This window comes from Pseudomonas sp. Tun-23181, from assembly GCF_057415455.1.
Map to the genome: position 1 here is coordinate 1,413,569 of NZ_CM171630.1, position 13,494 is coordinate 1,427,062.

Annotated in this window: 12 protein-coding genes; 8 read left to right on the top strand and 4 right to left on the bottom strand. The window is 53.3% G+C overall.

All coding sequences use genetic code 11. The features are described from left to right. Nucleotides 1-146 precede the first annotated feature (146 nt). On the top strand, nucleotides 147-1,424 hold the full coding sequence (locus ACDI39_RS06945; RefSeq protein ID WP_486538129.1) for a bifunctional O-acetylhomoserine aminocarboxypropyltransferase/cysteine synthase: 1,278 nt from the start codon (nucleotides 147-149) through the stop codon (nucleotides 1,422-1,424). Between the two features lie 859 nt (nucleotides 1,425-2,283). Here the strand turns inward: ACDI39_RS06945 and ACDI39_RS06950 are convergent. Both ACDI39_RS06950 and ACDI39_RS06955 read right to left on the bottom strand, forming a co-directional pair. Next, nucleotides 2,284-2,505, bottom strand: a complete 222-nt coding sequence (locus tag ACDI39_RS06950; RefSeq protein WP_486538131.1) for a hypothetical protein — start codon at nucleotides 2,503-2,505, stop codon at nucleotides 2,284-2,286. A gap of 150 nt (nucleotides 2,506-2,655) precedes the next feature. After that, on the bottom strand, nucleotides 2,656-4,155 hold the full coding sequence (locus ACDI39_RS06955; RefSeq protein ID WP_486538134.1) for a CoA-acylating methylmalonate-semialdehyde dehydrogenase: 1,500 nt from the start codon (nucleotides 4,153-4,155) through the stop codon (nucleotides 2,656-2,658). 138 nt (nucleotides 4,156-4,293) lie between these two features. Here ACDI39_RS06955 and ACDI39_RS06960 point away from each other — a divergent pair, with 138 nt between their 5' ends. Then, nucleotides 4,294-5,229 (top strand): LysR family transcriptional regulator, encoded by a 936-nt coding sequence (locus ACDI39_RS06960; protein ID WP_486538964.1) that lies wholly within the window; start codon nucleotides 4,294-4,296, stop codon nucleotides 5,227-5,229. A 64-nt stretch (nucleotides 5,230-5,293) separates the two neighbouring features. Here ACDI39_RS06960 and ACDI39_RS06965 read toward each other — a convergent pair whose 3' ends face one another. After that, nucleotides 5,294-6,223: an alpha/beta fold hydrolase gene (locus tag ACDI39_RS06965; RefSeq protein WP_486538966.1), complete on the bottom strand. Its 930-nt coding sequence runs from the start codon at nucleotides 6,221-6,223 to the stop codon at nucleotides 5,294-5,296. Nucleotides 6,224-6,533: 310 nt separating this feature from the next. Between ACDI39_RS06965 and ACDI39_RS06970 the strand changes: the two genes are divergently transcribed. The 5 genes from ACDI39_RS06970 (at nucleotide 6,534) to ACDI39_RS06990 (ending at nucleotide 11,760) form a co-directional block, all read left to right on the top strand. Next, nucleotides 6,534-7,502: a GlxA family transcriptional regulator gene (locus ACDI39_RS06970; RefSeq protein WP_486538136.1), complete on the top strand. Its 969-nt coding sequence runs from the start codon at nucleotides 6,534-6,536 to the stop codon at nucleotides 7,500-7,502. A 330-nt stretch (nucleotides 7,503-7,832) separates the two neighbouring features. After that, entirely contained in the window at nucleotides 7,833-8,897 is a 1,065-nt protein-coding gene (locus ACDI39_RS06975; RefSeq protein ID WP_486538138.1) for an NAD(P)H-dependent flavin oxidoreductase, read from the top strand. Nucleotides 8,898-8,918: 21 nt separating this feature from the next. Then, nucleotides 8,919-9,308 (top strand): tautomerase family protein, encoded by a 390-nt coding sequence (locus ACDI39_RS06980; protein ID WP_457470698.1) that lies wholly within the window; start codon nucleotides 8,919-8,921, stop codon nucleotides 9,306-9,308. A 371-nt stretch (nucleotides 9,309-9,679) separates the two neighbouring features. Further along, a complete protein-coding gene (locus ACDI39_RS06985) occupies nucleotides 9,680-10,579 on the top strand; it encodes a LysR family transcriptional regulator (RefSeq protein ID WP_486538141.1) in 900 nt (299 codons plus the stop codon). Beyond that, nucleotides 10,576-11,760: a YbfB/YjiJ family MFS transporter gene (locus ACDI39_RS06990; RefSeq protein ID WP_486538143.1), complete on the top strand. Its 1,185-nt coding sequence runs from the start codon at nucleotides 10,576-10,578 to the stop codon at nucleotides 11,758-11,760. The genes ACDI39_RS06985 and ACDI39_RS06990 overlap by 4 nt, the downstream gene beginning before the upstream one ends. A 42-nt stretch (nucleotides 11,761-11,802) precedes the next feature. On the opposite strand, the gene ACDI39_RS06995 is transcribed toward ACDI39_RS06990, so the two are convergent. Beyond that, on the bottom strand, nucleotides 11,803-12,471 hold the full coding sequence (locus ACDI39_RS06995) for an MOSC domain-containing protein (RefSeq protein ID WP_486538145.1): 669 nt from the start codon (nucleotides 12,469-12,471) through the stop codon (nucleotides 11,803-11,805). A gap of 110 nt (nucleotides 12,472-12,581) precedes the next feature. Between ACDI39_RS06995 and ACDI39_RS07000 the strand changes: the two genes are divergently transcribed. After that, complete coding sequence (locus tag ACDI39_RS07000) at nucleotides 12,582-13,493, top strand: LysR family transcriptional regulator (protein ID WP_486538147.1); 912 nt, start codon at nucleotides 12,582-12,584, stop codon at nucleotides 13,491-13,493. Nucleotide 13,494 lies beyond the last annotated feature (1 nt).

The window sequence follows — 13,494 nt, forward strand, 5'->3', positions numbered from 1 at the left end:
ATGGCTGGCAAAGCGTGCCAAGTTCCTGGGGTGGGGGCAAGGGTTGGTATTCAACGATGCGCATGTCGACAAGGTCACAGCCTTGACCCACGCCTGTGCCCCGCCGCATGCTCAAGCCCTTCCACCTACGCTCAAGGAACGATTGCATGAAGCTGGAAACCCTGGCCATCCACGCGGGCTTCAGCCCCGATCCGACAACCAAGGCCGTCGCCGTCCCGATCTACCAGACCACCTCGTTCGCCTTCGACGACACCCAGCACGGTGCCGACCTGTTCGACCTGAAGGTAGCTGGCAATATCTACTCGCGCATCATGAACCCCACCAACGACGTCCTCGAACAGCGCATGGCCGCCCTCGAAGGTGGCGTCGGCGCCCTGGCCGTGGCCTCGGGCATGGCGGCAATCACCTACGCCATCCAGACCGTGGCCGAAACCGGCGACAACATCGTCTCGGTGGCCAAGCTCTATGGTGGCACCTACAACCTGCTGGCCCATACCCTGCCGCGCATGGGCATCCAGACCCGTTTCGCGCCCCACGACGACATCGCCGCGCTCGAAGCGCTGATCGACGAGCGCACCAAGGCGGTGTTCTGCGAATCCATCGGCAACCCGGCGGGGAATATCGTCGAGCTGCAGGCCCTGGCCGACGCTGCGCACCGGCATGGCGTACCACTGATCGTCGACAATACCGTGGCCACGCCCATCCTGTGCAGGCCCTTCGAGCACGGCGCGGATATCGTGGTGCATTCGCTGACCAAGTACATTGGCGGGCACGGCACCAGCATCGGCGGCATCGTGATCGACTCGGGCAAGTTTCCGTGGGCGCAGAACAAGGCGCGATTCGCGCTGCTCAATACGCCGGATCCTTCGTATCACGGGGTGACCTACACCGAGGCGTTCGGGCCGGCGGCATTCATCGGTCGGTGCCGGGTGGTGCCATTGCGCAATACTGGGGCAGCGTTGTCGCCGTTCAATGCATTCCTGATCCTGCAGGGGCTGGAGACGCTGGCGCTGCGGATGGAGCGGCATACGGAGAATGCACTGAAAGTCGCCCGCTATCTGCAGGGGCACGGGCAGGTGGCGTGGGTGAAGTATGCAGGGTTGCCGGATCATCCGGAGCATGAGCTGGCCCAGCGTTATACCAGGGGTAGGCCAGCGTCGATCCTGTCGTTCGGGATCAAGGGTGGGCAGGAGGCAGGGGCGCGGTTCATCGACGCGCTGAAGCTGGTGGTACGGTTGGTGAACATCGGCGATGCCAAGTCGCTGGCCTGTCATCCGGCGTCCACCACCCATCGCCAGCTCAACGATGAAGAGCTGGAGAAGGCTGGGGTGCCGCGGGACATGGTGCGGTTGTCGATTGGCATCGAGCACTGTGACGACATCATTGCCGACCTCGAACAGGCGCTCGCAGCCAGCCGCTTGTAAGCCACCTGGGCGGCGGGCATCGATCCCCGCTATTGATCGGTCGGGGGCTGCTTCGCAGCTCATCGCCGACAAGCCGGCGCCTCCAAAAGTCCCCGCTAAATCGACGGGGTCGAGGGCCTCATAAACAAACGCCTCCAGCATTGACTGGAGGCGTTCGAAGCAGTTAGGGCCCGCCGTTCAACACCAACCTGGCCTCCCAAACCAACCCGCGCGAACCCTACGCAGGCTTCTGCCCGTAGCCTGGCCTGCCCTCATCGGTGAAGAACGGCGAACAAGGCGAGACTAGAACGCCTTCCAGGGCACTACAACAGCCATACCAGTAACACGGCACTTTTCGGAAATGGACTACATGGAATAGGGAAAATCCGATTCACGCTTCAAGCGCTGACGCAGCTCACCTCTCGGCACAACCACTTCCCAGCGCTCGCACTTACTGAAAGCCCGATACCGCTCCTCATTGTCTTCAGCAAACCGCACCAACACAGCCGCCGCTTCACATTGATCGAGATCGATCTGCGGCCGAAATGATTCGGCAGTTCAAGCACTGGCTGGACGCCCCCCGTTACGCCGTGCCGCAGATACAGGGTGATCTGCGAGCCGTTGACCAGCAGCCCATCTCCTCCAAGGAGAAGTTGCCAGGGACCTTAACTTCCAACGCTGCCCCGGAGTTGGGCCGCAAGGCGCCAACCATCACGATACGAGCAGGCTGCGTACCCTTGGCCGGCACGACCTCCAGATCGAATACCAGGCCACTGGATCGAGGAAGTGGCGACATCGAAGAGCATTCCTTGCGTAAATATTGCTGCAATCAGCCTGCAGCGAATGTGCAATAGAAAGCGTCATCATGCCATCAAATCACCTAACGGTAACCCGGCTCGCTGCAGGATGGCTCGGCGTTTGGCCAAGCATCAATGATGCGGATCTGGCGTGTTCTCGGCATGCACGCCACTTCCAAGGCCCATAGCTGTGCCCCCTTCCCCACCACCGCCGCCTTTGCCTGCGGTTTTTTCCCTTCATTCTTCCCGCCTTTGCTACCAGAAGACGGTCGGGCCGGTCCAACATTATTGAGCTTGATACCCATGGGGATACCCCTTCGGTCAAATACTACCCAAGGAAGGCGGGACAGTTCTGCTAACGAAGTAATAAAAAGAGAGGCGACCGTCATCCACACGGCCACCCCTTAAAAACGCCAAAACAACGGCGCACGGATCAGACTTTACTCCTCAAAAACTTACTTCGAGACCGGCATCGTGAACTCGGCACCCTTCTCGATGCTTTCTGGCCAACGTTGCATAATCGATTTTTGTTTGGTGTAGAAGCGAACACCTTCAGACCCGTAGGCATGGGTGTCACCGAAGAGGCTCTTCTTCCAACCACCAAAGCCGTGCCACGCCATCGGAACGGGGATAGGTACGTTGATCCCAACCATCCCAACTTGCACAAGACGACCGAACTCACGAGCGACGTTGCCGTCACGAGTGAAGCAGCTAACACCGTTACCGAATTCGTGCTCGTTGATCAGCTTCAGCGCAGTCGCAAAGTCAGGAACACGCACGCAAGCGAGCACAGGGCCAAAGATTTCTTCGCGGTAAATGCTCATATCTGGAGTGACGTGGTCAAAGAGTGTCGCCCCCATCCAGAAGCCATCACGCAGCTCGGCTTCTTGAGGAACGAAGTCGCGTCCGTCAACCAGCAACTGAGCACCTGCGTCGACACCTTGCTGGATGTAGCCACTAATGCGCTGCAATGCAGCTTGGCTTACGATTGGCCCCATCTCAGCCTTGAGATCGCGCCCGTCAGTAATCCGAAGCTCGCGAGCTCGCTCTGCAACCGCTTTAACGATCTTGTCTGCTACATCCCCTACCAGAACGGCGACAGAGATAGCCATGCAGCGCTCGCCGGCACTGCCGTATGCTGCGCCGATCAGCGCATCTACCGTACGGTCGATATCAGCGTCCGGCATCACAACCATATGGTTTTTCGCGCCACCAAGTCCTTGCACACGCTTGCCATTGCGAGCGCCTGACTCATAAATGTACTGAGCAATCGGAGTAGAACCCACGAAGCTGACTGCTTTGACATCAGGGTGTTCGATCAGTGCATCTACAGACTCTTTGTCGCCCTGGACGACGTTGAATACACCCTTTGGCAGACCAGCTTCACGCAGCAAATCAGCCATGAACAAAGAAGCGCTTGGATCGGTAGGGCTAGGTTTCAGGATGAAGGTGTTACCTGCAGCGATCGCAATCGGATACATCCACATCGGAACCATCACAGGGAAGTTGAATGGCGTCACGCCCGCGACCACGCCGAGTGGTTGACGCAACGTCCAGTTATCCATGCCACGGGACACTTGATCCGTGTGATCACCTTTCAGCAGATTCGGGATCCCACATGCGAATTCAAGGATATCGATGCCACGATCAACCTCTCCCTGAGCATCGGTAAAGACCTTGCCGTGTTCGGCAGTAATGATGTGTGCCAACTCGTCCTTTCGTTCCTGCAGCAGTTGCAGGTAGCGAAAGAGCACGCGTGCTCGGCGAATCGGAGGAGTGTCGCTCCAGCCGGCGAACGCCGCCTGAGCCGCAGCGACCGCTTCATTCACTGTCGCAACGCTTGCCAGAGCAACCTTGCCAGTCACCACACCGGTCGCAGGGTTATACACATCCTGATAGCGGTCATCTCGAGACACGCGCTCATCGTTGATGTAGTGCTCAATCGTGTTTTGCATCGCCTAACCCTCCGCTAGAAAGATCTTCTACCGCCACCCGGGATCGGGCGGTCAGCAATGGAGCCACGATAGCGCTTGATTTTGTTCAAAACGAGAGCAAAATTGGAAACTCATTGTCTTTTGTGGCGAACAATCCGCATGGAAAAATTTGAGATCGAAGCCCTCTGGTCGCACATCCACTGGCTATCGGTGCTGGAAGAGCAAGGCACGTACACGGCTGCTGCCGCGCGTCTGGGTGTCAGCAAATCAGCTGTAAGCCAGCGCATTGCTGAGCTCGAAAAAGCCGCAGGAACCCAGCTGGTCACCAGGACGACCAGAAGTGTCAGGCTAACGGAAGCCGGAACAGCCCTCACGCGGGACGTCAGAAGCGCCTACAGCCAGATCGCACACAGCTTCGCCTCCATCAAAGAGTCGGTCGGATCTATCAGAGGGTTGATTCGCGTCACCGCTCCAGTCGCATTCGCACGCCAACAACTGGTACCTAATCTGTCCTCATTCGTCGAACGCTATCCTGAAGTTCGCATCCAGTTAGACGTAAGTGATGCATTAAGCTCTATTGCCTCTGAAGGCTATGATCTGGCTGTGAGACATAGCTTCCAGGTTCCCGAAACACATGTCGCGTGGAAGCTCTGCGATACATTCTCAGTTCTGGTTGCATCCGAGCGGTATCTTGCCCGCCACGGACACCCTGCCCACCCGACTGAGCTGTCCAAACACAACTGCTTATACTATCCTCGCTCGGATCATCCTACCTGGACGTTTGAGCGCAAAACAAAAGATGAAAGCGATACGGAGCGTTTGACTGTACCGATATCCGGGAATTTTGCGACCAATAACAGTGAGTCATTAAGAGATGCTGCTTTGAATAATCTGGGGATTGCACTGTTACCAGATTTCAGTGCGACATCCGCCATCAAACGGGGCGACCTCGTTCCGCTACTGTCGGACTGGACACTCAAAGGCGTGTTTGCTAATGAGATTCATCTTATCCGACCTTACTCCCCTTTGGTACCCCGCTCGATAACTGCGCTTGTCAATCATCTAAGAAACGCTCTCTCAGGAGGATTCAGCTAATTATCTCGAGAAAGAATCGCCCGGAAAGTTGCCTACACTTTCCAGGCGAATTCTGTAGGTAAATTTATTTACTATTTACTTTATCGAGGAAATTACTGGTCAGCGTAGCAATTTCTTCAGTTTTCTCATCAAGCGCGAAATGCCCAGCGTCCAGCACATGGATCTCCGCATCTGGCTGATCACGCTTGTAAGCCGTTCCACCGGGAGTGATGAATGACGGATCATAACGCCCCCACATTACCAACGTTGGCAGGCGCCGCTCTCTCATCCATGCTTGCCAGCGCGGGTAGGATGCAACGTTAGTTCTGTAATCATAGAGCAAAGCAGCTTGAATCTCTCTCTGCCCTGGTCGAGATATGGCCACAAATTCGTCCTCCCAAGCATCAGGATTGTAACGCTCAGGATTAGGGCTATCCCCAAGATGCCGCTTCTTAGTGCCATCGTAGCCTACGAAAGCATCAATTTGCTCTTGGTGGCCTTTGGGATCCTCCCAGTATTTAGCGATGTTTGCCCACTTCGCACCAAGACCCTCCTGGTAGGCGTTGGCATTTTGCACAATTATCGCTTGAACCTGATCAGGTTTGGTGAGTGCCATTCGGAAGCCCACAGGGCCGCCATAATCTTGCATGAAAAGTGTATAGCGGGTCAGGTTAAGATCATCTAGTAATGCAAGGGTCGTTTTAGCTAGATTGTCGAAAGTGTAGTGATAATCCTTGGGTGAAGGTCTATCACTCTGCCCGAAACCTGGGTAGTCAGGTGCAATCACGTGATACCTGCCCGCCAAGAAGGGAATCAAAGAGTCCCACATGCGCGAGGACGATGGGTACCCGTGAAGCAAGACAACTACTGGCGCATCCCCAGGCCCCGCCTCTCTATAAAACACTCTGACCCCATCGACATTCCGGGTATGGTATGTCGTAGTAGAGCTGTCATATCCGGCAACTGAAACTGTAGATGCCGTAGCTTCTGTAATTACCATTGCACTACCACCCATAACAGCCAAACTCAGCAAAGCAACCTTTAAACACTTCACACTGACTCCTTCCACCAGTATAGGCAACTACGAAAACTACCAATAGATAGATGCCCCAGGATTTCAGCTCTACTCAACCCCTGAAGAATCAAAAACTTGGAGACTTACCTTCAAAACTCAAACCAGACTTTTGAATCGGCAGAAGGCCCCCATGGGCGGCATCGTCAATACCTGACGTCTATCCGACCCTGTGCAGGGTGCCCCCTTCCTCCGATAGCTACCATTGGCCCGAAAGCCATCATTCGATAGAATCGGGCCATTTGGAGCTTTTATGAGCCGTAGAGCCTTGAAGGTAGCTGTCATCGCCTTCGACCAGATAAGCCCTTTCCACCTCTCTGTCCCTTGCCTCGTCTTCGCCAAGGAACGACGGGTCAACGACTCTCCTTGGTTTGATTTGAAGGTGTGCGCAGGTGAACCTGGAGAGCTGCAGACCACTGCAGGCTTCGGTATTCACTGCGACCATGGACTTGAGGCTCTCACCGACGCTGACATCGTAATCATGCCCTCCTGGAGAAATACGGCAGAAAAGCCCCCCTACGCACTACTGGAAGCTCTGAGACGAGCCAGTGACAACGGAGCACTGATTGTTGGCCTATGCCTAGGCGCTTTTGTGATTGCAGCCGCTGGGTTACTAGACGGTCAACGGGCTACGACCCACTGGGCCTGGGCTGATGAGCTTGCCCTTACCTACCCGGAAATCGAGGTTGACCCCAAAGTACTCTATGTGGAGTCGAACAACGTCATGACGTCCGCCGGGGTAGCTGCCGGTATTGATTGCTGCGTACATATCGTGAGCAGGATTTATGGATGGGAGATCGCAAATGCGCTGGCTCGACGCCTTGTCGTCTCCCCACAACGCGAAGGTGGCCAAGCTCAGTTCATTGAGCAGCCAATCGCTAAGAACATGAGTGACGAACGAATGAACCAACTGCTGGAATGGATCAGGGAGAATCTACACACCCAATTACCAATCGACAAAGTTTCTTCTAAATTATCTATAAGTAGGCGTACATTCACGAGAAATTTCAAATCGCTGACAGGATCTTCATACAATAAATGGATTCTGCAGGAACGATTGAAACTAGCCAAACAATATTTAGAAATCACCGAGCACAGTGTAGAGTTCATCGCAGGACAGTGCGGATTTGGTACAAGCACTTCTCTCCGCCAGCACTTTATGACTCATATGAGTGTTTCTCCCTCCGGTTATCGGAAGGGCTTCCGATCCTCAACCACCTGATACTAAAAACCCTGAGACAACTTGCTAAGAAAATGGTCAAATTGACCAAAGCTAGAGTCATTAAGACTACGTCTTAATGACACGATTTCTTCCGCTACCCTCGAAAAGCAGCGATTTAGAGCCTGGCATACCAATTGCATTTCCTAGAGCGGCACTGGGTCTTTGCTTCATAAACGACCAGAGACCCTAGCTCAAGGGCTAGCAAGAGGAGGTTCGTTCACCGGTCTAGTCGTCAACTTTGATTCAGTGAACTGCTAGAAACTTCAGCCCTACCCGTCTGACTCCTTGAGCATTTGGCCTTCGTATTTAAGTCCTTGCATGAGAACGCTTATGAACCAGAAGCCGCTTCTTCACCTTCTCGGCGTGCGCCACCCCATTATCCAGGCGCCAATGATAGGCGTCGCCACCCCAGAGCTCGCAGCAGCAGTAACTAATGCAGGTGGCTTGGGCTCACTCGGCTTGGGAGCTAGCACCCCAGAGCAAGCTAAAGAACTCATTGAACAAACCAGAGCATTAACGGGCGGCCCCCTAAATACAAACCTCTTCTGCCATCAGCCGGCGAAATTTGATAGCGCTCGTAACGATGCATGGATCAAACAGCTCAGCCCCTTCTTTGAAGCTTATGGTGGCCAAGCCCCGACCGACCTCAAAGAAGTGTACCGAAGCTTCCTGACCAACGAAGAGATGTTGGTAACGATCTTGCGCGAACGGCCAGAAGTCGTCAGCTTCCACTTCGGACTCCCGCCCGCAGAATGGCTGCAAGCCCTAAAACAACGTGGGATTGTCACGTTGGCATGCGCAACCAGCGTCGACGAGGCGCATCTCGTGGAAGCCGCCGGGATCGACGCTATCATCGTGCAAGGGATCGAAGCTGGTGGCCACCGTGGAGTATTCGACCATGAAAGCGGCGACGATACAGAGCTTGGTCTGTTTGCCTTACTTCGCCTGGTGGCGAGTCAGGTTAAGCTACCCCTGATCGCAGCTGGCGGCATTATGGATGGGGCAGGCATTCGAGCCGCAATGGATCTGGGGGCTTCAGGGGTGCAAATGGGTACAGCCTTCCTCCGCTGCCCAGAATCCTCTACTAGCACGGCTCACAGAGAAGCGCTGCAGAGCAACCGAGCTTATGACACACGGATGACGCGCGGCATCTCTGGCCGGCCTGCTCGTGGTCTTCCAAACAAACTTTTCTTCGAGCACCTGGCAGAAGAATGGGCGATCGCCGGTGAGTTCCCATTGGCTTACGATCTGTCCAAGCAACTCCATGCACTCGCTTCAAAATCGGGCTCCACGGATTTCGTCGCACAATGGGCAGGTCAAGGTGCGCCCCTCACACGTGAACTACCCGCGGCTAAGCTGATCGAAACCGTGGTCAATGAGCTTAATAACGCTTAACTTCACCATAGAGACATCACCATGCCAATGCTCAAAGTAGACGTCATCAAAGGAAGATCCAACGAGGAAATCCAGCTGCTACTCGATACGGTACATGGCGCGATGGTGGAGGCCTTTCAGGTGCCCGAGCGTGATCGTTACCAGATTCTGAATGAGCATGAACCATCGCACATGATCATCCAGGATACCGGACTGGGCTTTGAACGAAGCGCGAACGTCGTGGTAATCACTGCGGTGAGTCGACCTCGATCTCAGGAGATGAAGACACGCTTCTATGCCTTGCTGGCCGAACGGTTGAAAGACAAGTGTGGTATCGAGCACAACGACCTGATGGTCTCGATCGTCATCAACGACGATGAGGACTGGAGCTTCGGCTTTGGACGCGCTCAGTTCCTTACTGGGGAGCTGTAAGGGCCTGGTTCACATCGATACCGCACCGGCTAGCAAATTGACTACTCAATAGCGGTGTCCCGACCTATGTGCTTGCGCGTCAGTGATGATCGCTCACGATGCAAGCACATTTCAAAAATGCATCCTTCCAGAACAGCTGCTTAGCCTCCTTTCCCACCCAAGTTCCTGCTGATGACTCGCCGGCAACACGGCAGTTGAGCACCTGCCAATGACCTCTCCTCCCATGTCCTCAGCCGGTGGGCTCGAAGCGGCATGCTGCGTACGCATCCTCTCGGTACCACACATCAGATATGCTTGATTCTCAAAAAGGGATAGATTGACTATTTTCAATCTCAGCATAAGAATTTAGCCATCGTTCCTTGAGCCCCATGATGGACAGTTCAACGCTCGAAATTTTCAAAGCAGTCGCGTCGGAGTTGAGCATCACCCGAGCAGCTACGCAGCTAGGCAGGGTGCAGTCCAACGTCACTACCCGTATCCAACAACTTGAAGCGGAGCTCGAAACCGAGCTGTTTCATCGAGAGGCCAAGAAACTGAAGCTTACCGAGCAAGGTAAGCTTTTCCTGGAGTACGCGAATCGGCTACTGGCACTGGCTGGTGAAGCTAAGCAAGCCATGCACCCTGAGAAGCCACAAGGTGTCTTACGCGTCGGCGCAATGGAAAGCACGGCAGCAAGCCGTTTACCTGATCCCCTCGCTGCATTTCATAAAATGCATCCTGACGTGACCATGCTGATCGAAACAGGGCCCTCTCAAAAACTGATAAATTTGCTAATCGACGGCTTGATCGATTGTGCATTACTCGCAATTCCACACACCAACTTATCCCCTGAAGAATATTTCAAAGAGCATAAATTAGAAGCAGAATGTGCTTTTGAAGAGCGTTTGAAGTTAGTCTTACCCCTTGGATACGACGTCGATGATATTTTTGAAAATGACACCGACTTATCACTCGCAGCATTTCAATATGGCTGTAGCTATCGAAACGCGGTGACGGAATGGATAGCAAGCAAGAGGTCCTGGACTGATAGACCTATAGCAGTCAATGAAGTGGGATCTTATCACCTCATGCTTGCGTGCGTTGCAGCAGGCCAAAGTTATAGCGTCATCCCTGATAGCGTATTAAAAATCAGTGGAAATACTCATCATGTAAAGATAGCTACTGATTTTCCAAGCACAACCTGGCTTGTTTGGCGCGCTGGTTTCTCAGCCCCATCATTTAACAGCTTCAAAGCGCTTCTCAAAAGCACCTACTCGGAGAATTTCAAATGACTACCCAGCTCTCAGGAGCTCTTGAAAAAAGCGACACAAAGCTTTTCATATCAGCCATCGCCGCCGCACTGGCGATGGCCGTAGGAATGGGCTTTGGTCGATTCGCCTATACCGGCATTTATCCGATTATGGTACATGAACGCGTCATTACTGTTCATGAGGGCACTCTTGCTGCATCAGCAAACTATGCAGGCTATTTAATTGGAGCGCTTCTTTCCGCACGCCTAGCGGCTCACCTGGCTTCAAAATGGGTAATCGCGTCCATTGTCGCAAGCATTCTCTGCCTCTTCGCGCTCGCGATCACCGACTCACCGTGTGCGATCATCATCATCCGTGGCCTCGCTGGTGTGTTCAGTGCGATTTCAATGATTTCGGCGTCACTGTGGCTATTGCAACATAAAGGACATCAAAGCGGTGCGCCCATGCTTTTTGCAGGAGTCGGTATTGGCATACTGTTATCTGCAGAGCTTCTTGCACTGGTTGAGACGTTCAATGCCAGCAGCGCTCAACTGTGGGCGGCTTTAGGCGTGGGCAGTCTTATCCTGGGCGCTATCGCGATTTACACGCTGGATAACCGTTCGGTACACTTAAAGCATGCCCACGGTGCGGATAACGCAAGCCATCATATCCCGTTGGGCGCTTGGTCGTTGATTACCTCATATGGCCTGGCAGGATTCGGGTATATCATCACTGCCACCTACCTTCCTATGCTTGTCAAGGATAGCTTAGGCGACATAAACCCTATTCATGTCTGGTCGGTGTTCGGTTTGGGGGCAGCTCCATCCTGCTACCTCTGGCACAAGGCTCATCAACTTTACGGAACCCGGGTCACGCTGCGCACCAACCTCTTGCTGCAAGCTGTTGGTGTTGTATTGCCAGTGGTGGCTCCCAATGCTATTGGCTACCTTGCGAGCGCACTGATTGTTGGTGCCACTTTCATGGGCACCGTGACAATTGTGATGCCAGCGGCCAAACGTATTTCACACACAATTAAATTCAACCTAATTGCGATATTAACGGCGTCTTACGGCATTGGTCAGATAATCGGCCCCTTGTTAGCCGGCTATCTCTATGCTCAACATCAATCGTTTGCATCATCATTGGTGTCCGCAGCAATAGGGCTCGTGCTTGCCACTGCATGCACCTTCGGCGTTCCGTTTTCAAAGACGAAGGTTTCCTAGCCCTAAATGCGCACCCGCCTCAGGGAGCGCATCTATTGCATATTATGACGCATACTTTTTTCTCAGCCATTCAGCTCTCCCAGCCAATCGCTGGCACCAATCCCGTGCGAGCCCTGGTGTGATGCTCAACTTTATCAGATCATCCAACTCAGGACGGTGCGCGAGCTGAATCTGCCAAAACCGCTTAATTGAATACTCCTCGGTCTCTCGATTGATTAGCTGTATGGCATCCCCGACATCAAACGAACCTTCACGAAGTACTCGGTAATACCAGCCTGTCAAATGCTCATTCACCACGAACATGGACATTTTTTCTTCGCCGAACCGGTGATTAATTTTCCAACAAGGGCTCCTGGGTTGCGAAACCTGTATCAGGCAGCTTCCCACCTGATAGATGTCACCAATGTATACATTTTTCTCGTTCATCCCTCGGGTAGAAATATTCTCACCCAAGCTACCAGCTACCAGACTATCAGCACTGTTAGGAAATTCAGCGGCAAGCAGACTGTAATTCTCGGTAGCATAATGGTGTACCGCTTTTTCCGGGCCACCGTGCACTCGTCTATCGGCCTGCTGGTCTCCGACGATTCCGTTCCGTGTTACAAAAGCTGGACATGATAACTTTTTCTTATAAATACCGGTGCTCTGCCCTTCTGGCTGCAGTTCCGTGATACCACCTGCAAATATGTGGTCGATTGTGACATCGCTCATCAGTAAGGCTCCAATCCAATTCAAACTTGTCCACTTTACGCAATCGTCCTTCATAAGGTAAAATGATTTCAACAGTTGTTATCAATCATCTTTAAAGATAGGTATTCAGCATGGAGATGCGTCAGCTTAAAATTTTCTGTGCGGTATCCGACTTGGGTAGCTTCACAGCGGCTGCCGAACAGGTGAATACTGTCCAATCCAACGTCACCATGCGAATAAAAGAGCTCGAAGCTGAGTTAGGCCACGAGCTGTTCATTAGAAAAAAAACTGGCGTCACGTTGACTCCTGCTGGCGAAACCTTCCTTAGCTATGCTCAACGCATTCTGCGATTGACGGACGAGAGCCGAACAGCTCTCGTAGACTGCGGGACACCTGCCGGCCCATTGCGTTTAGGCTCAATGGAAACAACAGCAGCTATCCGCCTCCCTCAGGTATTGACGCGTTATCGCGAGCTACATCCGACCGTCAAGTTATCGCTCATGACGGGCACTACAACCGAATTGATCAAGGCTATCGAAACACATAAAATCGATGGTGCCTTCGTAGGAGGCTTCCATCAAAACACGAAGTTAATTCAAGATGAGGTCTTTAACGAAGAGCTCGTTTTGGTCAGCAGCACTCAGTTCGATAATCTTGAAACGCTGATGGCTGAGGTTCCCTCACAAACGGTTCTGGTATTCCGAACCGGATGCTTCTATCGATCGACCCTGGAAAATTGGTTCTACCAGGCCGGTCTAATACCAAATCAAATCATGGAGCTGGGCACACTTGACGGTATCTTGACGTGTGTATCCGCAGGTTTAGGTGTGACCCTTCTACCGAAGTCCGTGGCTCAGAATAGCAGTGTGCGTCATGCCATCCGTTGCCATAGCCTCCCTCCCGAATTTGCTAACGTGTCCACGGTGTTTATACGTCTCGCCGAAAGCGTTCAATCATCGGCCATGAAGGCGTTCTTGGATATTGCACTGGAGCTAGGTTCTCGGGCGTTCTGTGCTGAACACCCGCAGACCTCCGGGCGCTGAG